This window comes from Paucibacter sp. DJ2R-2 (genome assembly GCF_025717675.1).
Lineage (GTDB): Bacteria > Pseudomonadota > Gammaproteobacteria > Burkholderiales > Burkholderiaceae_C > Paucibacter_A.
In genome coordinates this window covers 144,515-166,770 of sequence record NZ_JAJIRT010000011.1, presented here as the reverse complement: position 1 = coordinate 166,770, position 22,256 = coordinate 144,515, and the positions used below count along the sequence as shown (strand labels likewise).

The following is a 22,256-nucleotide window of genomic DNA, read 5'->3' as shown; positions in this document are numbered from 1 at the left end:
GCCGATGCGCTGCCCCTTTTGCAGTCATGGAGAAACCCAGGTCGCCGAGACCCGGGAATCCGATGAAGGCGATGTGGTGCGCCGTCGGCGGCGCTGCCTTGGCTGCGACAAGCGTTTCACCACCTACGAACGAGCAGAAATTGCCTTGCCCGTGGTGGTAAAAAAAGACGGCACGCGTGCGGATTTTGACTCTCGCAAAGTCCGCGCCTCCATGCAACTTGCCTTGCGCAAACGCCCGGTCAGCATTGAGCAGATCGACGCCGCCCTGCTGCGCATTGAGGAAGCCCTGCTGACCAGCGGCGCCCGAGAGCTGCCCTCGACCAAATTGGGCGAGTTGGTGATGCGCGAACTCAAGCGCATCGACAAGGTGGCTTATGTGCGCTTCGCTTCGGTCTACCGAAGCTTTGAAGATGTGGATGAATTCCGTCAGTTGATCGGCGAGATCTAACTGCCCCCCATCCCCGCTGAGCCCCCCCCTTTGGAGGGGACCATTCGCCCCCTCAGGGTGACAGAAAGCCAGCGCACCAGCTCCTAAATTTGCTGCATCCCACACAGCAAAGGAGACGGTCATGAACAACAGCAAGTCAGTCTCGCAACGCGGTCTTTCCGGTGTAGAGAGTCTGCTCGCACTTGTCGTTTCTGCCCTGCTCGCAGCACAAGCCCTGCCAGCCATGCAGCAGTTGAAGCAGAGGAAGGCTGTAGAGCTACGGGCTCAGGCCCTGATGACCGACTTGAAACAGGCTCGCAGCGAATCGGTGATGGCCGCCGCTCAGTACCACATCCGTTTTCGTCAAATGCCCGGCGGCAGCTGCTACGTGCTGCACTCAGGTCGCCCCAACGACTGCAGCTGCGATGAAAGTGGGCAAGCCATGTGCATCGGTGAGGCACAAGTGCTTCGCCACGAGTGGCTGCCGAGCAGCACCAGGATCACCATACGCGCCAATGTGGGCACCATGAGCTTCAATGCGCGACAAGGCGCCGTCACGAGTACGGGCAGCATCGACATCACCGAGGCCTCCGGACTGGGCATCCGGCATATTGTCAGCATTGCCGGTCGCGTGCGCAGCTGCGCGTTGTCGTCCGGTATTGGCAACCTGCCTGCGTGCGCTTAGATTGTCACTGAGAGAGCCCCCCCTATGTGAATGTCCCGCCGACTAGCGGTCAAACGCTCGCGACAAACGGCGCCTGAACTGGGGCTTTATATGAGGCAGCCTTCACATAATCTCTCATGCAAGCACCGTCCAGACTCAGCGCCCTTACGCATCATCAGCCGTACAAGACGAGCCGAGGGTTCACCCTTGTAGAGTTGATGATCGCGCTCGTGATCGTCGCCATCCTGGCGGCAATCGCTCTGCCCTCGTATCGCGAGTATTCAATGAAGAGCCGGCGATCTTCCGCCATTGCAGCCTTGACAGCGGTCACGCAAGCGCAGGAACGTTGGCGCAGCAACCGCGCAAGCTACTCGAATTCGCTGTCCAACTTGGGCTTTACCTCGAGCACCACATCCGACGGCAACTACGACCTGACCTTGAGCGGGCTCGGTGACCCTGCGCAGTATGTGTCGGGCTTCCAGATCAAGGCGGAAGCCAAATCTTCGGGCAGCCAATCCAACGATGTTCGTTGCGCCGTCATGATCATGCGCATGGAGGGAGGAAGCTTGCGATATCTCGCCCAAACCCAAGCTGGTGCTGACAATCAACAAGAATGTTGGCCCAAATGAAGGCCGCATTTCGCGAGCGCCGTGGCGTGACACTGGTCGAATTGATGATCGTGCTGATGGTTCTAGGTGTGCTGCTCAGTTTGGCTTTGCCATCTCTTGCAGACCTGTTGAACCGGCGTAGGGTCCAAATGGTCGCGGATCAGTTGACGACCGATCTCGCCTACGCGCGCTCTGAAAGTGGCATCGCATTGGAGTCGGTAAGCTTGCGCTTCATGAGCGATGCGACCCAGAGCTGCTATTCAATTCTCTATTTCGGGACCATCGGCGGCTGTGAGTGCACCCGCGGGGCAGGAAGTTCATGCATCAACACTCTGGGCCCTGGGTACACCAATTTCAGAGAAATCAGAACGACGCAGGTGCCACGGAATTCCGGAGTCAGTCTTCAGACCACGGGGAGCTGGGATGCGTCCTCGGTCGACAGGGTTCGATTTCTATATCCGCAAATGACTCCCACGGTGCCCGATTTCGCGGTCATCGTGCGCGGCCGTGGGTTCACCTTGAAAGTACAGCTGAATGCCATGGGCCGAGCGACTCAGTGCACGCCTGATGGCTCAATGCCGGGAGCACCCGCATGCTGAATTCACTCGCCTCGAAACGCCGTCAAACTGGTTTGAGCCTGATCGAACTGATGGTTGGCATCACCGTCGGCATGATTGTTGTGGCCGGCGCCAGCTTGATGATGACCAACCAAGTGGCCGAGCATCGCCTCCTCACATTGGAAACTCAGATTCAGCAAGACTTGCGAGCTACCGCAGATCTCATGCTCAAAGAAGTCAGGCGTGCCGGCTCCTGGGCCGTGCCGCAGAATGGGCTTTGGGCACCGGCAGCGGCGGGTAGCCCCTTTGTTGCCCCTGTGGCCAACCCCTACATCAGGCGCCTTTCGGTCACTCAAAGTGAGGGTGGAGACGAACTCCAGTACAGCTACTCGAAGCAGAAAGAACGATTCAACGACGCCAGTCCTCTCGAGGACAACTTGGTGGACGAGAGTACCGAGCTGTTCGGCTTCAAGCTGGAACAAGGTGTGATCAAGTTCCTTTTGGGCGGCAATTGGCAACCCATGACGGACCCCAGCGTGCTGATCGTGACCGGCTTGCAAATCACATTGAACACCCAAGAAAGTAGCTTGGCCGACAGTTGCGAGAACGTTTGTTCACCGGCGGCAGGAACCTGCCCGAAACTACAACAACGTCGCGTGGCCATTCGAATCGCGGGCCGCTCCGCCCACGACGCAGCGGTCACGCGCGAGCTGAACGTATCGGCCAGAGTGCGAAATGATGAACTCGCAGGGGCCTGCTCATGAGGCCCAAGCAAAAGTACACGCAGACCGGTGCTGCCACATTGGTGGTCGTCATGGTGTTGTTTCTCATCATGGCGATGATGGCGGCTTATGCCAATCGCAATATGATTTTCGAACAGCGCATCGCCAGCAACTATTACCGAATGGGCGTATCGAGCGAGGCCGCCGAAGCTGGTCTTGAATGGACGGTTGCCATGCTCAACGGCTTGAACGTGAACGCGAGCTGCCGAGAAGCCGCCGGTGCGAGTGAACGGTTTCGGGACCGCTATCTGAACGTCGCTAGCGACCGCGCGATAACCGAAAAACTCGCCGCCGGCTATGTCAGCAACTGCGTACGGACAAACGCAGGAAATAGTTGGGCCTGCCGCTGCCCAAACCCTAGTGCAGCAGGGCTTCCAGCCCCACCTGCGGTGGCCGCGGGCGACACCATGCAGCCGGGCTTTGCTGTATCGATCATTCCACCCCCGGTCACCAGTCCGACCCTGAAAAATCGGCCCGGCGCAGTTCGACTGAGAGTCGATGGTTGTAGCAGTGGTAACTATGTCGATTGCCGGAATCCTACTGCCATGGCCTCGCAGCTATTGAGCCTGACGGTCGCCGAAGTGGATGTCTCGCTCATCAGTGCGCTCAAGAACCCGCCTGCATCGCCACTCACGGTCAAGGGCACTTTGACCGTCGGTGCCACCGGGCTTGGCCTGCACAACAGCGATCCGCGCAGCGCTGGAATTCTCATGGTCAGCGGACAGCCTGCCCTTGCCACGCTCACCCCCTACTCCGATCGCTTAGACAGCCTACCGGGCACTCCTGGCTTGACCGCCATCATCGAGAACGAGTCAAACCTGAGCGGCAGCAGCGCAGCGCGTATGTTCTCCATGTATTTCGGCATGACGGCACCCCAGTATCGAGATCAGCCAGCCATGCGCATGGTCAATTGCCCCGCTGGCGCCGATTGCAGCGGGACTCTCTTGGCCGCCTACAACCGCGGCGTTCGCATGGCCTGGATTGAGGGGCCTTTGGTCCTGCAAGCCAACATCACCCTGGGCACCGACGCCAGCCCGATGGTGATCATTGCCACTGGCGATGTCGCCATTGATGGCCCCATGACCATTTCAGGGCTGCTCTATGCGCGCGGCGACTTGCGATGGACCAATGCCGGCGCGGATGTATCCCTACTCAAGGGCGCCCTGCTGGTGGAAGGCGATATGGATGCGTCTGGCCGAGTGGACTTGTGGTACCGAAGCGCCATCATCGACGCCCTGAAAAACCAGACCGGCAGCTTTGTGCGCGTACCAGGAAGCTGGTGGAACTGACATGAAGACGAAGAATCAGAGCCCAAGACCGGCCTTGCCCAGAACACCCATGACAGTAGAACGTGGCGTTGCCTTGATTGAGGCGCTGGTAGCGCTACTGATCATGGCCTTCGGCATGGTGGCCTTGGCGGGCATTCAAAGCACCATGCGACGCGGCAGCGATCAGGCCTTGCAGCGCGGTGAAGCCTTGCGTCTTGCACAGGGTGAGATGGAAACCTTGCGCGACTATTCCGTACTCAGTGCAGAAGCGGCGGCATCTGGCCCGGCAGGGACACGAGCCTATGCTGGAGTCGTTTCGGCAGCCGCGAGTTCAGCCGGCGGCAACACTGACTTCAGTGTCACCCGTTCGGTCGCTGACTGGGCTGATCCAGTTGTGGGTCAAGAGCAGCAACAAGCCGGCTTGCGGGAAGTCCGAGTGCGTGTGCAATGGCAGGACCGGGCAGGCAATGAACAGTTTGTCATGCTCGACAGTTTCATTGCCCGAGCCGACCCCGCCTTGGGCGCCTCGCTGGGCCTGCCCGCAAGCACTTCAGCAACTCGGCGCCCGGCTGAACGCAGCGTCAGCATTCCTGTTGCTGCCAAGGACCTGGGAAATGGCACGAGCGTGTTCGTGCCATCCCCAACTGCCACTGTCGCTTGGGTGTTCAACAACATGACAGGCGTGATCACGGGGCGCTGCACCGTGGCCATGGGAACCTTGAACAGCAGCCTGACGGCGGCTGATGTCGCCGGCTGTTCGAACAACACAGTGGGCTATTTGCTCAGCGGCGTGGTCAAATTTTCCTCGGCGGCGAGGCCAGATCCGGCCCAACCCGGCGGGACGGCTTGGCCGCTCGATGTCGGCATCGTCAACAGCACCTTGAACGGCGCGATCAGTGCTCCGGTCCACCAGTGTTTCGATGACGCGCCGACCAGCGCAGCAAACACCATGGCTTTTGTCAGTTTCAACTGCTTTGTCGAGCCCAACAACGGCACACCACGCATCTGGTCAGGACGACTCGAGCTGTCAGGCTTGAATTTGGGCGGCGGCGCCGACGCCAAGAAAGTGTGCCGTTACAGCGCTGACTATGATGGCAACGGCAGCGTCAGCAACAGCGAACATCCGGAGAACTACAACGCAGTTTCCGGCTCTCTGTCGCGTCAGAACTTCCTGGTCATCAACGCAACAGCCAGCTGCCCAGCGGGCGCAGCGATCAACCCCGAAAACGGTGTTTTCGTCAACAACAGCACCGTCCAACAGCAGCCTCGTTAAGCGGACCCGTCAGCGCCAGACACCGCGAGCTGAGTGACAATCCAAGCTTTGCCGCTCGCGCCCCAAGCGAGCGAGCTCCAGTGAAAAAGCAAGGACTGCAGTGTTCAAGAATTTGATGGTGTACCGCATTGCTGCGGAATGGCAAGCCACGGTTGAGCAGATTGAAGAAAGCCTAGAGAAATCGGTCTTCGTCGAGTGCGGTGCCACTCAGGCGCAGTCCTTGGGCTGGACCTCACCACGCGGCATTCCCCATGCCCCTTTGGTGGAAGACATCGGTGGCCATTGGCTGCTCAAGCTGATGCTGGAGCAGCGCGTGCTGCCTGGATCGGTGGTCCGCAAGCGAACCGATGAGTTGGCGGCCCGGATCGAGCAGGAAACCGGCCGCAAGCCCGGCAAGAAGCAGACCAAGGACCTGAAGGAGCAAGCCACGCTGGAGCTGCTTCCCCAGGCCTTCACCAAGCAGTCGTCGATCCGCGTCTGGATCGCGCCCGCACAGCAACTCTTGATGATCGACGCCGGCAGCGCCAGTCGCGCCGAGGAAGTCGTCACCCTGTTGGTCAAGGCGCTCGATGGCCTCAACCTGCACCTGGTGCAGACAGCCGAGTCCCCAGCCGTTTGCATGGCCGCCTGGTTGATGGACGGCGTGCCGCCCGAGGGCTTCACGATCGACCGCGAGTGTGAACTCAGAAGCGGAGACGAGATGAAGTCGGTCGTGCGCTACGCCCGTCATTCGCTGGACATTGAGGAAGTCCGCCAACATCTGCAGAGTGGCAAGGCACCGACACGCTTGGCCATGAGCTGGAAAGACCGCGTGTCCTTCATGCTCACTGACACCTTGCAAATCAAGAAGATCAGCTTTCTGGATCTCGCTTTCGAAGGTCGCGACACGCCCGAGAAGGACGAAGCCTTCGATGCCGATGCGGCCCTGGCCACCGGCGAGCTGTGCAAGCTCATTCCTGAGTTGATCGAGGGATTGGGCGGCGAGCACGACTTCTTCGCTGCCGGCGCAGCCCTGGCGGCCCTGCCGCCGTCGGAGAGCGTAGCCCTGAGCAGCAGCCCGGCCCCAGCCCTCGAAACCGCGCCCTGGGACTGAGCGGTGGGCGTCACCATGGCCCTGCCTCGCCCGGCCAGCTTGGCTTCGCCGCAGGAGGCCATGGGCCATGCCCTTCGTCTGGCCGAGCTGGCCGTTGGCTTGACCGACCCCAATCCGCGTGTGGGTTGCGTCATCGTTGCGCCCGATGGGCGCCTACTCGGCCAGGGCCACACCCAGGCGGCGGGCCAGGCCCACGCCGAGGTGATGGCACTTCGCGACGCGCAAACATGCGGTGAATCGGTCCAAGGCGCCACAGCCTACGTCACCTTGGAGCCTTGCGCCCACCATGGCCGCACGCCGCCTTGCTGTGATGCATTGATCGCGGCCGGCCTGGCTCGCGTGGTCGCGGCGCTGGAGGACAGCAATCCACAAGTCGCTGGCCAAGGCATGGCACGCCTGCGCGCGGCCGGGCTGGAAGCTAAATGGATCAGCGACACAGCCCTGAACGCAGCGGCACGCGAGCTGAACATCGGTTTTCTCTCGCGCATGCAGCGTGGCCGGCCCTTTGTGCGCATGAAGGTGGCGGCGTCCTTGGACGGCCGCACGGCGCTGGAAAACGGTCTCAGCCAATGGATCACCGGCCCGGCAGCCCGCCAGGACGGCCATGCCTGGCGCAAGCGCGCGGGCGCGGTGCTCAGCGGCATCGGTACCGTGCGCGATGACGACCCAAGGCTCGATGTGCGCCTGGTCGACACCGTGCTGCAACCGCTGCGCGTCATCGTTGATTCCCGGCTGGAGATATCGCCCGCGGCCCGATTGCTACCACCACCGGGTCAGGTCTTGCTCTGCCATGCGCTTGGCTCGCTGGAGGGGCATGCGTCGGCCGCCGCGCTGCGTGAGCAAGGCGCCGAACTGATCAGTCTGCCCAGCCCGGGCGGCAAGGTCGATCTGGCGGCCTTGCTGGATGAGTTGGGCCGGCGCGGCATCAACGAACTGCATGTCGAGGCCGGACACAAGCTCAACGGCTCTCTACTCAGGGCCGGGCTGGTCGACGAGTTGCTGGTCTATATGGCGCCCCTGCTGCTGGGCCCAGGGCGCGAGCTGGCCGCCTTGCCGACGCTCGACCAGCTCGACCAGGCACAGCGCTGGCAATGGCAGGAATGCACGCCCGTGGGCGAAGATCTGCGCCTGCGGGCCCGGCCGCTGCGCGATTGATGGCCCCGCTCCAGTTGGAGCGGCCCTGCCCCGCCTACAATCGGGTTTATGCCCATATCTCCCGTCCCCGAGTTGGTGGCCGAGCTTGCAGCCGGCCGTATGGTGATCCTGGTTGACGAAGAAGACCGCGAAAACGAGGGTGACCTCGTGCTGGCGGCCGACCATGTCACGCCAGAGGCGATCAACTTCATGGCCAAGTATGGCCGTGGTTTGATCTGCCTGACCCTCACCCGCGAGCGCTGCGAGCGCCTGCAGCTGCCGCCCATGGCCAGCCGCAACGGCACCAAGCACGCCACCGCCTTCACCGTGTCCATCGAGGCCGCCACCGGCGTCACCACCGGCATCTCGGCCGCCGACCGCGCCCGCACGGTTCAGGCCGCCGTGGCCCGCGGTGCCGAGGCGCGCGATCTGGTGCAGCCGGGCCACATCTTCCCGCTGCAAGCCCAGGACGGCGGCGTGCTGATGCGCGCCGGTCATACCGAAGCCGGTTGCGACTTTGCCCAGATGGCCGGCCTGACACCCGCCGCGGTGATCTGCGAAATCATGAAGGACGACGGCACCATGGCCCGTCTGCCCGACCTGATCGAGTTCGCCAAGGAACACGGGCTCAAGATCGGCACCATTGCCGACCTGATCGAACACCGCAGCCGCAATGAAACCCTGATCAGCCGCGTGGCCCAGCGCAAGCTGCAAACCGCACAGGGTGAATTCGACTGCAGCGTCTACACCGACCGCACCGGCGCCACCCACCTAGCCTTGAGCAAGGGCCACTGGTCGGCCAGTGACGAGGTGCTGGTGCGTGTGCACGAGCCCCTGTCCGTGCTCGACCTGCTGGACACCGGCTCCAGCGCCCACTCCTGGCCGCTGCCCGCCGCCCTGGCCGAGCTGCACGCCGCCCCCTGCGGCGTGGCCGTGTTGCTGAACTGTGGCGAAGAAGCCGGCAGCCTGCTGACACGACTGCAAGCCAGCGAACCCGCCCAGCCGCCTCGCACAGTGATGGACCTGCGCACCTACGGCGTCGGGGCGCAAATCCTGCGCGAACTGGGTGTGCACAAGATGCGCCTGCTCGGCAGCCCGCGCCGCATGCCCAGCATGACCGGCTACGGCTTGGAAGTCACCGGCTTCAAGGCCTCCACCCCTAACTCCTGAGAGAAGCGCACACCATGCAAGGATCGGACAAAGGCCACGCCGCGGCTCAAGCCTCGCTGAACGGGCAAGACTTGCGCATCGGCATCGTGCAAGCCCGTTTCAACCACGCCATCACCAGCCGCCTGGCCGAAGCCTGCGTGGCGGAGCTGAAGGCCCTGGGCGTGAGCGAACACCACATCCGCCATGTCACCGTGCCCGGTGCACTGGAAGTGCCGATTGCCCTCAACGCCATGGCCGACAGCCAAGACTACAGCGCCTTGGTGGCCCTGGGCTGCATCATCCGCGGCGAGACCTACCACTTCGAGCTGGTCGCCAACGAAAGCGGTGCGGCCATCACGCGGGTGGGCCTGGACAACCAGATCGCCATCGCCAACGCGATCCTGACAGTCGAGAACGAAGAACAAGCCTGGGCTCGCGCCGAGGAAAAAGGCCGTGACGCGGCCCGTGTGGCGGTCGAGATGGCCAATTTGATGGAAGACCTGCAGTGAACACGAACGACAAGAGCGCCACACCCCAAGCAAAAAGCGCCACTGGCAGCGCCCCGCGCAAGCGCGTGCAGCCCAAATCGGCCCGCCGTCGCTCGCGCGAAGCGGCGCTGCAAGGCCTCTATCAATGGCTGATCACGGGCGATGACGTGGCCACCATCGACGCCCATATGCGCGAGCAGCAGGACTTCGACAAGGCCGATCGCGCCCATTTCGACGCCCTGCTCAATGGCTGCATTCTGGAGGCTTCCGACCTCGACGGCGTGCTGGCACGCCATGTGGACCGCAAGACCACCGAGCTCTCGCCCATCGAGCACGCCGTGCTGATGATCGGTGCCTACGAGCTCAAGCACTGCGTCGACATTCCCTACAAGGTGGCCATCAACGAAGCCGTTGAGCTGGCCAAGTCTTTCGGCGGCACCGATGGCCACAAGTACGTCAACGGCGTGCTCGACCGTGCAGCCGGTGACTTGCGCCCTCTTGAAGTGAGCGCGCGCGGCAAGGCCGGCGGCGCCGGGAGTTCCGCTTCGAAATGAAGCTGGCCGGCCGACTCGACCACATCGAGCCTTTCTATGTGATGGAGTGCAGCAAGGCTGCCGCCGAACTGGCGCGCAGCCCCGTCTGCGACCCTGCACAGGGCGGCCGCCCCATGGTCTTCCTCAATATCGGCGAGCCTGATTTCGCCGCGCCTGCGGCCGTGCAAACGGCGGCCTTGGCCTGCATCAGCGCCGGCCGCACCCAGTACACACCGGCCACGGGACTGCCCACACTGCGCCAGGCCCTGTCCGACTGGTATGCCCAGCGTTTCAGCCTGAGTATTGCGCCCGAGCGCATCGTCATCACTGCCGGCGCTTCGGCCGGCTTGCAGCTGGTCTGCCAGGCTTTGTTTGAGGCGGGCGATCAGGTGCTGATGCCCGACCCCTGCTACCCCTGCAACCGGCATTTCGTCGCTGCGGTGGACGCCGAAGCCGTGCTGCTAGCGGCGGGACCCGAACAACGCTTCCAGCCCAGCCCAACTCAGGTGCGCGAGGCCTGGACCGCGCAGACCCGCGGCGTGCTGCTGGCCTCGCCCAGCAATCCGACCGGCACCTCGATCGAGCCTGAGGCCTTGCGCGAGATTGTTGAAGCCGTGCGCGCCCGCGGCGGAGTGACCATCGTCGACGAGATCTACCTCGGCCTGAGCCAGGACGCGCGCTTCGAGCACAGTGCGCTCGGCTTGGGCGAGGACGTGATCTCGGTCAACAGCTTCTCCAAATACTTCAGCATGACCGGCTGGCGCCTGGGTTGGCTGGTGCTGCCGCCCGCGCTGGTGGCGCCGATCGAGAAGCTGGCGCAAAACCTCTTCATCTGCCCGAGCAGCATTGCCCAACATGCCGCCCTGGCCTGCTTCGAGCCCGAAAGCCTGGCCATCTACGAACAGCGCCGCGCTGCTTTCCGCGAGCGGCGTGACTTCATCGTGCCGGCGCTGCAAGCCCTGGGTTTACGCGTGCCGGTGCTGCCGGACGGTGCCTTTTACGTCTGGATGGATGCATCGGACTACTGCCAAACCAGCAGCTGGGATTTGGCCTTTGACTTGATGCGCAGCGCTCAGATCGCCCTGACACCCGGCCGCGACTTCGGTCGCAGCGGTAGCGAACGCTGGCTGCGCCTGTCCTACGCCAGCAGCATGGAAGACTTGCGCGAAGCTGTGGCCCGGCTGGCCGAGCAACTGCCGCGTTACCGGATCGCATCCGTATGAGTGCGAACGACGTGACTCTTGCTAGTGCCACGCCAGTCTTCGAACATGGCCTGCGTGTGTACTGGGAGGACACCGACGCCGGTGGCGTGGTGTTCTACGCCAACTACCTGAAGTTCTTCGAGCGCGCGCGCACCGAATGGCTGCGGTGCCTAGGCTTTGGCCAGGAAGCCATGCGCCATGAAGCGGGCGTGATGTTCGTCGTCGGCCAGACCGCGGTGCGCTATCTGCGCCCGGCGCGGCTGGATGACTGGCTGTTCGTCACGGTCGAGCCGCGCGAACTCGGCCGTGCCAGCATGCTGGTCTTTCAGCAGGCCTTCATCGAGGGCCCCCAAGGCCGACGCTTGCTGGCAGAAGGCGAAATCCGCATTGGCTGCGTCTCCGCCCAGCTCTCGGGCACGGACGCCATCGCCGAATTCAAACCCTGCCGTATTCCTGCCTCGGTCATCGAGGCGCTCCAAAAACCTGTTGTGGCTCTATGAACCAAGACCTTTCCATCGTCGCCCTGATCATGCACGCCAGTCTGGCGGTGCAGCTGGTGATTGCCGCCTTGCTGACCGTGTCACTGGCCAGCTGGAGCGTGATCTTCAGCAAGTTGATCTCGCTCTCGCGCATCAAGAAAGGCAATGAGGATTTCGAGCAGGAATTCTGGTCGGGCAAGAACCTCAATGAGCTCTACACCGCCGTCAACGGCAAGGTCGGCGGCGCACCACTGGAACGCATCTTCGCTTCCGGCATGCGTGAATTTCTGAAGCTGCGCGAACGCCGCGTGGTCGAACCCACGGCCCTGCTGGACGGCTCGCGCCGCGCCATGCGCGCCAGCTTCCAGCGCGAGATGGACACCATGGAGAGCAACCTCTCCTTCCTGGCCTCGGTGGGTTCCGTCTCGCCCTATGTCGGTCTGTTCGGCACCATCTGGGGCATCATGCACGCCTTCGTCGGCCTGTCCAATGTGCAGCAGGTGACCCTGGCCACGGTGGCACCCGGCATTGCCGAAGCCCTGGTGGCCACGGCCATTGGCCTGTTCGCCGCCATCCCCGCCGTGCTCGCCTACAACCGCTTTGCGCGCCAGATCGACCGCAGCGCCATCACCCTGGAGTCCTTCATCGAAGAGTTCTCCAACATCCTGCAGCGCAACGCCACCCTGCCCGCCCAGCCGGCCGGCCCGGCGCGCTGAGCACGCGGAGCCCGCCACCATGGCCGCCGTCTCCTCGCGCAGCGGATCCCGCCGCCGCACCATCAATGAAATCAATATGGTGCCCTTCATCGACGTGATGCTGGTGCTGCTGATCATCTTCATGGTCAGCGCGCCGCTGATCACCACCGGTGTGGTTGACTTGCCCAGCGTGGGCAAGAGCCGCCAGCAACCCGAGCATGTGATCCACGTCATCGTCGGGCAGGACGAAAAGCTCAAGCTCAAGCTGGACCAGGAAGAGCCGCAAGCCCTGACTCTGAAGCAGCTGCCCGAGCGCGCGCGCCAGGCCCAGGGCGCCCAGAGCAACACGCCGGTCGTGATCTCGGCCGACAAAAACGTCAAATACGAGGCCGTGGTCAAGGTAATGGATGTGCTGCAAAGCGCTGGCATTCAGCGCGTCGGCCTGGCCGTACGCAATGGCGGCGGCAACAGCAGCAACAGCGGGAACCCCTGATCCGTTCATGAGCAGCCTGCCCCTGGGTGCCCGCCACCTGCATGATCCCCTGCGACCGCCGGCCCCGCCTGGCATGGGACGCGGCTTCGCCTTCGCCCTGGTCGCCCATGCGGCCTTGCTGGCGGCACTTAGCGCCGGTGTCAGCTGGCGCACCCAAGACCCGCCGGCCTTCGAGGCCGAGCTGTGGTCCGCCGTGCCGCAAGCAGCCGCGCCCAAGCTGGTCGAGCCCGAACCTGAGCCGGAACCCGAGCCGCCTAAGCCTGAACCCAAGCCTGAGCCCAAGGTCCAACAACCCAGCCCCGAAGAACTGCAGGCCGAGCGCGATGCCGAGATTGCCATCGCCAAGGCCAAGGAAAAAAAGAAGCTGGAAGCCGAACGGCTGCGCCTGGCCGAGCTGGAGGCTGAACGCAAGAAACAGCTGGCGCAGAAGGAAAAGGAACGGGAAAAGCTCGAACGCGAGAAGCAGTTGCAAGCCAAACGCGAGGCCGAGGACAAGCTCAAGAAAGAGAAGCTGGACAAGCAACTCAAAGAGAAGCAAGCCAAGGCCGAAGATGCCAAACGCGAAGCCAAGCTGGAGGCGCAGCGCCAGGAGAACTTGCGCCGCATCCAAGGCATGGCCGGCGCCAGCGGTGGGCCCGGAGCCACGGGCTCAGCGCTCAAGAGCTCCGGCCCTTCAGCCAGTTATGGCGGTCGCATCAAGGCACGCATCCGCCCCAACATCATCTACACCGACATACCCGAAGGAAACCCGGTGGCCGAGGTGGAGGTGCGCACCCTGCCCAGTGGCCAGATTGTGGCCAGCAAGCTGCTCAAGTCGAGCGGAGATGCCGAGTGGGACAGGGCCGTGCTGCGCGCCATCGACAAGACCGAGACCCTGCCGCGCGACACCGACGGACGTGTACCGCCGGTGCTGGTGATCAGTTTCCAACCCCGCGAGTGAGGGTTCAGGCGCGCTTCGCCCGGCGCGCGGCCCACCAGGCGTCCAGCGACCAGGGGCCGGCGCCCCAGAGCGCCAGCGTCATCAGCAAGGCGCCCCAAAGCTGATGGCCCAAGAGGGCCGCTGGCGCGATCTCACTCAGGCTGAGCACGGCGATGACGTTGACCACGCTCAGTCCCAGAGCAGCGAAGCGCCCGCCCAGCCCCAGGGCCAGAAGCAGGGGCAAGACCAGCTCGCCCGCCGTACCCATGTAAGCCGCCAGCTCGGGCGACAAAAGCGGCACATGGTATTCATCCTCGAACAAGGCCAGGGTGCTGGGCCAGTCGCGCAATTTAGTCAGACCGGACAGCAGGAAGACCTGGGCCACATAGAGCCGCGCCAGCAAGCTGGCCAGTGCCTGGGCATGGCATTCGATGACATGCAAACGCGGCGTCACGGGGTCCTGCGCATCGGCCGCAAGCAGCGTTCGGCGCGGGCCGGCATCCATCAGGAACAAGAGGGCCGCCCGCAGGCCGCCGATCAATGGGGTCGCCATGAGGTAGCTCCTTGAATGATGAAACAAGAAAAAACGGAAAGAACAAGACAGCAGGCAGGTCGAGCGCGCGAGTCGTTCAGCGCCTTGCCAGCAGGCGTGCGGAGCCCAGCCAGCCCTGCTTCAGCGCGGCCTGCAGCCAGGCTCCAAAATCAAACGCATCGCCGGACGATGCGCTTCGCTGCGCCGCATCCAAGGCCTGCTCCAGGCTTTGCCCCTGCAACAAGGCCCGCATGAACGCAGCTTCGTTCGGACCGAGCCGCTGCAGCTCAGCCCGCCAACGTGGGCGCCAGAGCAAAAGCTGCACGGCATCCATGTCGTCGCGTGGACTCTGTTCGCCCTGCCAAGCGCCCCAGGCCGTTCCGCTGAGCTCCAAAAGCTGCGAACCCGCGCGCAGAACCAGGGTGTAGTCCGGCGGCGCTGCCGTCGCCATGAGACCCAAGGAAGCCGGGTCGAGCGCATCGTCAGGCCAGCGTTCCAGGCTGTGAATTGCCCACTCCAGTTCTGCAAGCTCGGGCAGCCAGGGCTCCATCCCTGACTGATCAGCCAAAAAGCGAGGCACGACGGCGCCCCATTCGCCCAGGTCCCCGCAATGCGGAGGGCGCTGACGCCAGCAAGCCCAGGCCATGGCCGCAAAGTCGGCTTCACCCAGTTCTTGCCGGAGCCGGGGGAAAGCCTGCGCCAGCACCTTGTCAGCCAGCACCTGCGCATTGAGCCGGTAGGCCTGCAGTCCGCGCGCCAAGCCCGCTTTACCAAGCGCTGCATCACCATCTCTCACGGCCTGCAAGCCTTGCGGAATCAGTCTGACAGCTTCTGAAGCCGAAGCCGTCAAAGCCTTCAGCAAGGCTTGCTGACGCTGCAAGAGGATGGCTTCACTCATGCTTGCGCCGCCTGCATTTCCGCACGTGCCCGCGCCACCTCGGCGAGCAAGACCGGCAATTCGGGAATCTCGCTGTCCCACTCGACCAGGCTGGGCACAGGGCCGAAACGCGCAATCGCCGCCCGGTACACCTGCCAGACGGGCTCTGACACGCAGCTGCCATGGTCATCGATCACCAGATCGGGCAATTCGCGATGCCCGGCCAGGTGGATCTCGCCCACGGCGTCGGGCCGAAGGGCTTGCAGCCAGTTGGTGGCCTGCTGAGCCGCTGCATCGGCAGCAGCTCCGGCATTGCGCGCATTGACCACGAGGTTGTTGACATCCAGCAGCAGCCGACAACCGCTGCGCAAGGTCAGAGCATTGAAGAACTCGGGCTCGGACATGGCTCCATCGCCTTCGACTTGCCAGCCAAGATAAGCACTGAGGTTCTCCACCAACAGCGGCCGATGCAAGCGATCCTGCACTTGCTGCACATGACGGACCATCAAGTCCAGACTGCTGCGCTCAAACGGGATGGGCAGCAAATCGCCGGCATGCATCAAGCTCTGCTGCGTGCCGGACCAAGGCGCGCGGGTGAAAGCCGCATGGTCCGAGACCAGAATGGGATCCACCCGCTCGACCAAATCGACCAGGCGATCCAGATGCCACGGGTCAAGGCCGCAGGCCGACCCCAGGCCAAGGCCGACACCGTGCAGACTGACAGGCAGGCGCTCGCGCCCGGCCATCAAGACCTGCAAGCTGGCCCCACCTCCGGCAAAAAAATTCTCAGAATGGACTTCGAGAAAATCACAGCCCGGTTCGCTGCGCTCAGCGGCCAATACCTCGTCGTAATGCGCTTGCCGCCAACCCATGCCCACCAGGCCGCCTGCCATGATGATGAAGCCGCCCGGCCTTACTTCTTCAGCTTGGCTTTGGCTTCTTCGGCGCTCAGGCCGTTCTGGGCCTTGCAGCTGCCCTTGGCCACGTACTTCCATTCCTCGACGGCCATGTCCGTCTTGGCCTGACCCGCGCAGGAATGGCTGCCGCTGAGGTTGGAGCAGTCGTTTTCACCGGCCTTGGCAATACCGAAGCACTTTTCCTTGGCCGTTTTGTCCTGAGCGGCGGCTTGCCCGACCAGGCCGATGGCGAACACGGCAGCCAGTGCGGCAGAAACCATTTGCTTGCTTTGCATGAACTACTCCTGATGAATGAAAAGGGAGAGGAAGGAGACCGCTAGAGAGACTCGGTCCCGGCGGCATGATGCCGCGGGCTGGATTCAGTCGCAAGACAAGGGCCTGGTCTTACAGCGTTCGTGCAAAAAAACTTCGAAATCAGGCAATGGCGCCATCTGCGACCTGCAAATCCTGCTTCACTTGCAGCGCCACTTGCAAGGCCAAACGCAGGCCTTGGCTCATGCAGGAGAGGCTCATGCTGGCCATCTGGGCGTGCCGAGCTGCTTGCTCAGGCAGCATGGGAATATGCATGAAGCCGCTGCGCACCGGACTGCCTGCCAGCGCATGTTGCAGGCCGAAAAACACATGGTTGCAAACAAAGGTGCCGGCCGTCTGGGACACGGCCGCAGGCAGTCCGGCTGCACGCACGGCGGCCGTCATGGCCTTGATCGGCAAGGTTGAGAAATAGGCCGCCGGCGCGCCATGCACCACCGGTGTATCAACAGGCTGGGCCCCAGCGTTGTCTGCAATGCGCGCGTCGTCGACATTGATGGCCACCCGTTCCAGCGACAACTCACTGCGGCCCGCCGCCTGCCCCAAGGCCAACACCAAACTCGGCCGCACCTCGTGCAAGGCGCGGTCGAGCACCTGCAGCGCCTGCCCGAAGACACAAGGCAGCAGGCGCGCCACCACCCGGTGCCCTTCGATCACCTGTCCGTCCAAAGCTTGGGCCAGCAGCCAGGACGGGTTGACGGTTTCACCGCCAAAGGCTTCGAACCCTGTCAACAGAACGGTGGGCTGGCTTGATGGCAACTGGGGCATGGAGTTTCCGCGGCGTTGGTGGCGATGAATGATTGGATTGTGCCGGCAAGCATCCTGCACACCGAGTCGCCCAGCGAGCAGCTCAGCCTCACCCAAGTCTGCCCATGAAAAAACAAAGAGAATGTGGCACGCTGACCTATTCACGGTTTGCCGGCACTGCCGCCGGCCTTAGCATTCGTGGCGGACCTTGCGACCCGTTCGCGCCGCAGCGGCTGAAGCGGGTTTGCGCCTTGCCCTCATTGGAGAATTTCTGCATGACCGATCTGTCCACCCCACTGCCCTGGCCCCACGAGAAGGCCGGCTCCAGTGCGGGCGAGGCCGCCGCCACCATGCGAGCACAGAGCCGAGCCAATGATGGCTTTGCGTGGCCCATGCCGCCCTATGCGGCCTATCCTCAGGCCACGACGCAGGTGTCCCCTGAGCCCTGCGAGATCCTCGGGCTCAACAACAGCCGCAGTGCGGGTCATGTGATCCTGATGGCACCGCACGAACGCCTGGCGCAGATCAATGTGCCGCCGGCGCGCAGTGCCATGCCTTTGAAGTTCAGCCAGTTTCGCGCGCTCAAGCTGCTGCGGCCCATCGTGGTGCCGGCCCGAGCCGTGACCGATGATGACGTCCTGCGCCTAGACCACCGTCCGCGCAGCGAGTTCAAGCTGCACTTTGTGGGCGGCGGTGAACTGCGCGGCATCACCGTCGGCCACTGCCATGACGACCTCGGCCTGTTCCTGTTCCCGCCCTTGAGCGACAGCGACGACTCGGTCCTGCGTGTCTTCATCCCGCGCGAGGCCCTGGAGCATTTCGAGATCGGGGAACGCATCGGCGATCTGTTGATCAAGGAGCAGTTGGTCACCTCCGATCAGGTCGAAGAGGCGGCGTCGGAGCAATCGCATCTGCGTTCCCGCCGCGTCGGCGACATCCTGGTGGCGCAGCAGATCGTCACCGCCGACCAACTCGTGCAAGCCATCGACCAGCAGGCCCGCATGCCCATGGTGCGCATCGGCGAGGCCTTGCTGGCCTTGGACCTGATCACGCAGGAGCAGCTGGAACAAGCCCTGATCCAGCAGCGCGACGACCGTTCGGTGCCACTGGGCGAACTGCTGGTGCGCAAGGGCGTGGTGACCCGTCAAGCCCTGCAGTCGGCCCTGGCCCGCAAGATGGGCTACCCCCTGGTCGACGTCGGCAACTTTGCCTTCGAACCCGAGGCTATCGTCAAGCTCCCCTATGCGGTGGCCAAGCGATTGGAAGTCTTGCCCCTGCTCTTGCGTGATGGCCGCTTGATCGTGGCCATGGAGGACCCAACGCGACGCGATGCGCTGGACGAGGTCGAGTTCATCTCTCAACTCAAGGTCACGCCCACGCTGGCCAAGATCGGTTCACTGAGCTTCGCCATTCACCAGGCCTATGAACGCTACGGCAGTGAATCCGTGGGGCGCAGCAGCGAACTGAACCTGGGCGCTTTCCAGGTCGACTTCAGCCTCGACAAGGCCGACAAGCTGATCGAGACCCTGGAGCGCGAAGGCCAGGAGCGCAGCGTCCGCGAGGATGAGCAGCCGATCGAGCAAAGCGACAACTCCCTGGTCCGCCTGATCAACACCATGATCATCGACGCCAGCAACCAGGGCGTGTCCGACATCCATATCGAAACCCACCCGGGCAGCGAGAAGGTCAAGATCCGCTTTCGCCGTGACGGTGTGATGCACCCCTATCTGGAGCTGCCTCACACCTACCGCAATGCCATGATCGCCCGCATCAAGATCATGTGCGAGCTCGACATTTCCGAGCGCCGCAAGCCGCAGGACGGCAAGATCAATTTCTCACGCTATGTGCCGCAGTCCAAACTGGAACTGCGCGTGGCCACCATTCCGACCAACAACGGTTTGGAAGATGTGGTGATGCGCCTGCTGTCCTCCTCGCGGCCGATTCCGCTGGAGAAGCTCGGTCTGAGCCCGGACAATTTAAGCAATTTGCAGACGGCTGTGGCCCGCCCTTACGGCATGGTGCTCTGCGTCGGACCCACGGGCTCGGGCAAAACCACCACCCTGCATTCGGCCCTGGCCCATATCAACACACCCGACCGCAAGATCTGGACAGCCGAAGACCCGATCGAGATTACCCAGGCCGGTCTGCGCCAGGTGCAGGTCAACCCGCGCATCGAGTGGACCTTTGCCAAGGCCTTGCGCGCCTTCCTGCGCGCCGACCCGGACGTCATCATGGTCGGCGAAATCCGCGACCAGGAAACCGCTGAGATCGCCGTCGAAGCCTCGCTGACCGGCCATATGGTGATGTCCACCTTGCACACCAATAGCGCGGCGGAGACCATCACCCGCCTGCTGGACATGGGCATGGACCCCTTCAACTTCGCCGACTCCCTGCTCGCCGTGCTGGCACAGCGCCTGGTGCGCCGTCTGTGCCCGGCCTGCCGGGTTGGCGAGCCCTTGAGCCTGAGCGACCAGGACGAATGGCTGGATGATTACTTGCACGTATTCAGTGCCGAGCACCGCCCCTCGCGCACAGCCCTGCTGGCCAGCTGGCAGGCCCAGTACGGCATCAATGGCGAGCTGCTGCACTTCCACAGCCCTGGCTGTGAAAAGTGCGAGTTCAGCGGCTTCAAGGGCCGGGCCGGTCTGCATGAACTGCTGGTCGTCAGCAAGCCCATCCGTCGCCTGATCCAGACCGGGGCCCGTGCCGAAGAGCTGTTCCAGGCCGCTCTCAACGAAGGCCTGCGCTCGCTGCGACAGGACGGCATCGTCAAAGTGTTGCAAGGCGTCACCACAATGGGCGAAGTGCGCGCAACTAGCAACGCCTGACATCTGTTTTTCAAATATCCAAGCTTCAAATTGGGGGGCTAGACCTGCCAACCCGACCTTCCCCGCTTGCCAGCTTCCGGCACTTGCCCGATAGTGGTTCTTCAAATAAAGCATTCAGGGGCAGGTATTGTTTTCATCCCAAACCGTGAGGCCGGCTGCATCTGCGCACAGCCAGGCCTTGCACCAAAGCACCATCCAGAGTTCCCACGAGCGCTGCCAGATGTTCGGGCTGCAGCCGCATCAAACGCCGGATCTCCACCGAATCGAAGGCAGCCGGCTTGCTGACTTGCAGCTGCGCAATGCGCGCCTGTGCGCGCAAGCCCTGCCCTTGATGGAAATGCTCTACGAGCAACTGAGCCATGCGCAGAGCATGGTGTTGCTGACCGATGCCAGCGGCGTGGTCCTGCACTCGCTCGGCGACGCCGGTTTTCTAGCCCGGGCCCAGCAGATTGCGCTGGCACCGGGGGCGCAATGGGCCGAGGCCACGCAGGGCACCAATGCCGTGGGCACGACGTTGATGACCGAGCGCCCGACCGTGGTCAATGGCGCCGAACACTATCTGCGTTCGCTGCAGTTTCTGACCTGCTCCGCCGCACCCATCTTCGACCACAAAGGCGCCTTGCTGGGCGTGATCGATGTTTCCAGCGACCGCCGCAGCTACCACCCCCACACCCTGGCGCTGGCCCGCATCTCGGCCCGCATGATCGAAAACCAGTGGTTCAACGACCGATTCAGCAGCAACACCCGCCTGCATCTGCATGCCAGTCCGCAGCGGCTGGGCACGCTCAATGAAGGGGTGATGGCCCTGGGCGAAGACGGCCAGCTCTTAGGCGCCAACCGGCGTGCCCTGGATTTGCTGAACCTGCCTGCCACGGCGCTGCGCCGGCTCGATCTGACGCAAATCTTCGGCCTGGGCATGAGCGAACTGCAAGCGCTCAGCCGCAACCAGCCCGACACAGCGATGAGTCTGCTGCTGCATGGCACGGTGGCACGCGGCCACCCCGATGCCGCACCCATGCTCTACGGCCGTTTGAGCCCCAGCAGCCGCCCGTCATGGCCCGTCACGGCAGCAGCGGCCAACATGGCGACACCGGAAGCTCCAGCGGACGCGCCGGCCATCGTGCTCACTCCAGAACAGTCGCTGGATGAGCTCGCGCCTGTGGCTGACACCTCATTCAGCCCATTGCTGCTGGAGCCTGCCGTGCCCACAGCCGATGCCTTGACCTTGCGTGCCTCGGAGATGCGCATGATCCGCCAGACCGTGCACGCCTGTCAGGGCAACCTGGCCTTGGCAGCGCGGCAGCTGGGCATTGGCCGCAGCACCCTGTACCGCAAGCTCAAGAGCCCGGACGCGCATTCCTGAAGGACGCAGGGCCGGACGGGCTAAGCTGCAAATTCAGCGCGTCTTGCCCCAGCCAATCAGGCCCAAGGCCATCGCCGTTCCCGCCAGCACGATGGCGCAGCCCAGCGCCATCTGCCCAGTGAAGGCCTCGGCCAGAAACAGCCAACCCCAAAGCACGGCAAAGACCGGGATCAAAAAGGTCACGGCCAGGGTGTTGCTGGGACCGATGCGTTGCATCAAACGAAAGTACAGGATGTAGGCCACGCCGGAACACAAAAGCGCCAGCATCACGACACCCAACCAGGCCGAACGGCTCGGCGCCACGGGCGGCCAAGCCTGCAGCGCCGGCGCGGCCAGCAGCAAAGCAGCATAGACCTGGCTGCCGGTCGCCACCGTCAACGGCCGAATATGCGCGGCAAAGCGTTTGGTGAAGCTGGCCGCCAACCCGTAGCACAGCGTCGCCGCCAGACAGGCCAGCAAGGCCCAGCCACTGCCGCCGGGTTTGAAGTCAGCCTGCCCCCAGGCCAGAAAAAACACGCCGGCAAAGCCGATCGACAAGCCCATGACCCGCGACAGGCTCAAGGACTGGCCCAGCCAGGCCCAGGCCACCAAGGCGCCCCAAAGCGGAGTGGTGGCATTGAGGATGCTGGACAAACCGGCCGTGATCGACAGCGCCGCGAAGCTGAACAGGGTGAAGGGCAAGGCGCTGTTCAGCAAGGCAATGCCCAGCAGCACCCGCCATTCCCGCCGCAGCTCTTGCCAACCCTGGGCGCCGAATCGGCCGATCAACAAAGGCAGGAGCAAAAGGCTGGCGCCGCTGACGCGCAGAGCCGCCATCGCCACGGGGCCGAATTCGTGGGCTCCCAAGCGCATGAATAGAAAGGAGGCGCCCCAGATGGCCGCCAGCAACAGGAGCTCGCCCAGGTCAAAGGGCTTCATG

Annotated in this window: 25 protein-coding genes; 19 read left to right on the top strand and 6 right to left on the bottom strand. The window is 63.4% G+C overall.

What is annotated here, in order from left to right:
- Positions 1-4 precede the first annotated feature (4 nt).
- From nrdR to tolA, 17 genes are all read left to right on the top strand, one after another.
- Positions 5-448, top strand: a complete 444-nt coding sequence (nrdR, locus tag LNV28_RS21515) for a transcriptional regulator NrdR (protein WP_263520161.1) — start codon at positions 5-7, stop codon at positions 446-448.
- A gap of 121 nt (positions 449-569) precedes the next feature.
- Positions 570-1,112: a GspH/FimT family pseudopilin gene (locus LNV28_RS21510; protein ID WP_263520160.1), complete on the top strand. Its 543-nt coding sequence runs from the start codon at positions 570-572 to the stop codon at positions 1,110-1,112.
- Between the two features lie 116 nt (positions 1,113-1,228).
- On the top strand, positions 1,229-1,720 hold the full coding sequence (locus LNV28_RS21505; protein ID WP_318013889.1) for a type IV pilin protein: 492 nt from the start codon (positions 1,229-1,231) through the stop codon (positions 1,718-1,720).
- Entirely contained in the window at positions 1,717-2,298 is a 582-nt protein-coding gene (locus tag LNV28_RS21500; protein WP_263520158.1) for a pilus assembly FimT family protein, read from the top strand. The genes LNV28_RS21505 and LNV28_RS21500 overlap by 4 nt, the downstream gene beginning before the upstream one ends.
- Entirely contained in the window at positions 2,292-3,020 is a 729-nt protein-coding gene (locus LNV28_RS21495; RefSeq protein ID WP_263520156.1) for a PilW family protein, read from the top strand. Before LNV28_RS21500 ends, LNV28_RS21495 begins: the two co-directional genes overlap by 7 nt.
- Positions 3,017-4,327 carry a pilus assembly PilX family protein gene (locus LNV28_RS21490; protein ID WP_263520155.1) on the top strand — a complete coding sequence of 437 codons (1,311 nt, stop codon included), beginning with the start codon at positions 3,017-3,019 and terminating at the stop codon, positions 4,325-4,327. The genes LNV28_RS21495 and LNV28_RS21490 overlap by 4 nt, the downstream gene beginning before the upstream one ends.
- A complete protein-coding gene (locus LNV28_RS21485; RefSeq protein WP_263569040.1) occupies positions 4,296-5,579 on the top strand; it encodes a type IV pilus modification PilV family protein in 1,284 nt (427 codons plus the stop codon). Before LNV28_RS21490 ends, LNV28_RS21485 begins: the two co-directional genes overlap by 32 nt.
- Before the next feature lie 100 nt (positions 5,580-5,679).
- Positions 5,680-6,672 carry a recombination-associated protein RdgC gene (locus LNV28_RS21480; protein WP_263520152.1) on the top strand — a complete coding sequence of 331 codons (993 nt, stop codon included), beginning with the start codon at positions 5,680-5,682 and terminating at the stop codon, positions 6,670-6,672.
- A 15-nt stretch (positions 6,673-6,687) separates the two neighbouring features.
- A complete protein-coding gene (ribD, locus tag LNV28_RS21475; RefSeq protein WP_263520142.1) occupies positions 6,688-7,827 on the top strand; it encodes a bifunctional diaminohydroxyphosphoribosylaminopyrimidine deaminase/5-amino-6-(5-phosphoribosylamino)uracil reductase RibD in 1,140 nt (379 codons plus the stop codon).
- 48 nt (positions 7,828-7,875) lie between these two features.
- On the top strand, positions 7,876-8,976 hold the full coding sequence (ribBA, locus tag LNV28_RS21470; protein ID WP_263520141.1) for a bifunctional 3,4-dihydroxy-2-butanone-4-phosphate synthase/GTP cyclohydrolase II: 1,101 nt from the start codon (positions 7,876-7,878) through the stop codon (positions 8,974-8,976).
- Positions 8,977-8,990: 14 nt separating this feature from the next.
- The gene (ribH, locus tag LNV28_RS21465; protein WP_263520140.1) at positions 8,991-9,464 is read left to right on the top strand and encodes a 6,7-dimethyl-8-ribityllumazine synthase; all 474 of its coding nucleotides are present in this window, start codon (positions 8,991-8,993) and stop codon (positions 9,462-9,464) included.
- Positions 9,461-9,997: a transcription antitermination factor NusB gene (gene nusB, locus LNV28_RS21460; RefSeq protein ID WP_411970007.1), complete on the top strand. Its 537-nt coding sequence runs from the start codon at positions 9,461-9,463 to the stop codon at positions 9,995-9,997. Before ribH ends, nusB begins: the two co-directional genes overlap by 4 nt.
- Positions 9,994-11,199 (top strand): pyridoxal phosphate-dependent aminotransferase, encoded by a 1,206-nt coding sequence (locus LNV28_RS21455; RefSeq protein WP_263520139.1) that lies wholly within the window; start codon positions 9,994-9,996, stop codon positions 11,197-11,199. Before nusB ends, LNV28_RS21455 begins: the two co-directional genes overlap by 4 nt.
- A complete protein-coding gene (locus LNV28_RS21450; RefSeq protein WP_263520138.1) occupies positions 11,196-11,678 on the top strand; it encodes a YbgC/FadM family acyl-CoA thioesterase in 483 nt (160 codons plus the stop codon). The genes LNV28_RS21455 and LNV28_RS21450 overlap by 4 nt, the downstream gene beginning before the upstream one ends.
- Entirely contained in the window at positions 11,675-12,373 is a 699-nt protein-coding gene (gene tolQ, locus LNV28_RS21445; RefSeq protein ID WP_263520137.1) for a protein TolQ, read from the top strand. The genes LNV28_RS21450 and tolQ overlap by 4 nt, the downstream gene beginning before the upstream one ends.
- Positions 12,374-12,392: 19 nt before the next feature.
- The gene (gene tolR, locus LNV28_RS21440) at positions 12,393-12,845 is read left to right on the top strand and encodes a protein TolR (protein WP_263520136.1); all 453 of its coding nucleotides are present in this window, start codon (positions 12,393-12,395) and stop codon (positions 12,843-12,845) included.
- A 7-nt stretch (positions 12,846-12,852) separates the two neighbouring features.
- A complete protein-coding gene (gene tolA / locus LNV28_RS21435) occupies positions 12,853-13,785 on the top strand; it encodes a cell envelope integrity protein TolA (RefSeq protein ID WP_263520135.1) in 933 nt (310 codons plus the stop codon).
- A gap of 4 nt (positions 13,786-13,789) precedes the next feature.
- On the opposite strand, the gene LNV28_RS21430 is transcribed toward tolA, so the two are convergent.
- The 5 genes from LNV28_RS21430 to pcp all read right to left on the bottom strand — a co-directional run bounded on the left by LNV28_RS21430 (position 13,790) and on the right by pcp (position 17,167).
- The gene (locus LNV28_RS21430) at positions 13,790-14,317 is read right to left on the bottom strand and encodes a DoxX family protein (RefSeq protein WP_263520134.1); all 528 of its coding nucleotides are present in this window, start codon (positions 14,315-14,317) and stop codon (positions 13,790-13,792) included.
- A 76-nt stretch (positions 14,318-14,393) separates the two neighbouring features.
- Positions 14,394-15,194, bottom strand: coding sequence for an HvfC/BufC family peptide modification chaperone (locus tag LNV28_RS21425; protein ID WP_263520133.1), 801 nt, complete (start codon positions 15,192-15,194; stop codon positions 14,394-14,396).
- Complete coding sequence (locus LNV28_RS21420) at positions 15,191-16,066, bottom strand: MbnB/TglH/ChrH family RiPP precursor modification enzyme (RefSeq protein WP_263520132.1); 876 nt, start codon at positions 16,064-16,066, stop codon at positions 15,191-15,193. Before LNV28_RS21420 ends, LNV28_RS21425 begins: the two co-directional genes overlap by 4 nt.
- Positions 16,067-16,086: 20 nt before the next feature.
- Entirely contained in the window at positions 16,087-16,365 is a 279-nt protein-coding gene (locus LNV28_RS21415; RefSeq protein WP_263520131.1) for a BufA1 family periplasmic bufferin-type metallophore, read from the bottom strand.
- A 139-nt stretch (positions 16,366-16,504) separates the two neighbouring features.
- Positions 16,505-17,167 (bottom strand): pyroglutamyl-peptidase I, encoded by a 663-nt coding sequence (gene pcp, locus LNV28_RS21410; protein ID WP_263520130.1) that lies wholly within the window; start codon positions 17,165-17,167, stop codon positions 16,505-16,507.
- A 254-nt stretch (positions 17,168-17,421) separates the two neighbouring features.
- Between pcp and LNV28_RS21405 the strand changes: the two genes are divergently transcribed.
- Positions 17,422-19,974, top strand: coding sequence for a GspE/PulE family protein (locus LNV28_RS21405; RefSeq protein ID WP_263520129.1), 2,553 nt, complete (start codon positions 17,422-17,424; stop codon positions 19,972-19,974).
- Between the two features lie 178 nt (positions 19,975-20,152).
- Positions 20,153-21,337: a GAF domain-containing protein gene (locus LNV28_RS21400; protein WP_263520128.1), complete on the top strand. Its 1,185-nt coding sequence runs from the start codon at positions 20,153-20,155 to the stop codon at positions 21,335-21,337.
- Between the two features lie 33 nt (positions 21,338-21,370).
- Here LNV28_RS21400 and LNV28_RS21395 read toward each other — a convergent pair whose 3' ends face one another.
- Positions 21,371-22,255, bottom strand: coding sequence for a DMT family transporter (locus LNV28_RS21395; protein WP_263520127.1), 885 nt, complete (start codon positions 22,253-22,255; stop codon positions 21,371-21,373).
- Position 22,256 lies beyond the last annotated feature (1 nt).

Excerpts from the sequence above, each read along its gene's own strand:
- nrdR (WP_263520161.1), top strand. The coding sequence starts at position 5 with ATGCGCTGCCCCTTTTGCAGTCATGGAGAAACCCAGGTCGCCGAGACC.
- LNV28_RS21510 (WP_263520160.1), top strand. The coding sequence starts at position 570 with ATGAACAACAGCAAGTCAGTCTCGCAACGCGGTCTTTCCGGTGTAGAG.
- LNV28_RS21505 (WP_318013889.1), top strand. The coding sequence starts at position 1,229 with ATGCAAGCACCGTCCAGACTCAGCGCCCTTACGCATCATCAGCCGTAC.
- LNV28_RS21500 (WP_263520158.1), top strand. The coding sequence starts at position 1,717 with ATGAAGGCCGCATTTCGCGAGCGCCGTGGCGTGACACTGGTCGAATTG.
- LNV28_RS21495 (WP_263520156.1), top strand. The coding sequence starts at position 2,292 with ATGCTGAATTCACTCGCCTCGAAACGCCGTCAAACTGGTTTGAGCCTG.
- LNV28_RS21490 (WP_263520155.1), top strand. The coding sequence starts at position 3,017 with ATGAGGCCCAAGCAAAAGTACACGCAGACCGGTGCTGCCACATTGGTG.
- ribD (WP_263520142.1), top strand. The coding sequence starts at position 6,688 with ATGGCCCTGCCTCGCCCGGCCAGCTTGGCTTCGCCGCAGGAGGCCATG.
- ribBA (WP_263520141.1), top strand. The coding sequence starts at position 7,876 with ATGCCCATATCTCCCGTCCCCGAGTTGGTGGCCGAGCTTGCAGCCGGC.
- ribH (WP_263520140.1), top strand. The coding sequence starts at position 8,991 with ATGCAAGGATCGGACAAAGGCCACGCCGCGGCTCAAGCCTCGCTGAAC.
- LNV28_RS21455 (WP_263520139.1), top strand. The coding sequence starts at position 9,994 with ATGAAGCTGGCCGGCCGACTCGACCACATCGAGCCTTTCTATGTGATG.
- LNV28_RS21450 (WP_263520138.1), top strand. The coding sequence starts at position 11,196 with ATGAGTGCGAACGACGTGACTCTTGCTAGTGCCACGCCAGTCTTCGAA.
- tolQ (WP_263520137.1), top strand. The coding sequence starts at position 11,675 with ATGAACCAAGACCTTTCCATCGTCGCCCTGATCATGCACGCCAGTCTG.
- tolR (WP_263520136.1), top strand. The coding sequence starts at position 12,393 with ATGGCCGCCGTCTCCTCGCGCAGCGGATCCCGCCGCCGCACCATCAAT.
- tolA (WP_263520135.1), top strand. The coding sequence starts at position 12,853 with ATGAGCAGCCTGCCCCTGGGTGCCCGCCACCTGCATGATCCCCTGCGA.
- LNV28_RS21430 (WP_263520134.1), bottom strand. The coding sequence starts at position 14,317 with ATGGCGACCCCATTGATCGGCGGCCTGCGGGCGGCCCTCTTGTTCCTG.
- LNV28_RS21425 (WP_263520133.1), bottom strand. The coding sequence starts at position 15,194 with ATGAGTGAAGCCATCCTCTTGCAGCGTCAGCAAGCCTTGCTGAAGGCT.
- LNV28_RS21420 (WP_263520132.1), bottom strand. The coding sequence starts at position 16,066 with ATGGCAGGCGGCCTGGTGGGCATGGGTTGGCGGCAAGCGCATTACGAC.
- LNV28_RS21415 (WP_263520131.1), bottom strand. The coding sequence starts at position 16,365 with ATGCAAAGCAAGCAAATGGTTTCTGCCGCACTGGCTGCCGTGTTCGCC.
- pcp (WP_263520130.1), bottom strand. The coding sequence starts at position 17,167 with ATGCCCCAGTTGCCATCAAGCCAGCCCACCGTTCTGTTGACAGGGTTC.
- LNV28_RS21405 (WP_263520129.1), top strand. The coding sequence starts at position 17,422 with ATGACCGATCTGTCCACCCCACTGCCCTGGCCCCACGAGAAGGCCGGC.
- LNV28_RS21395 (WP_263520127.1), bottom strand. The coding sequence starts at position 22,255 with ATGAAGCCCTTTGACCTGGGCGAGCTCCTGTTGCTGGCGGCCATCTGG.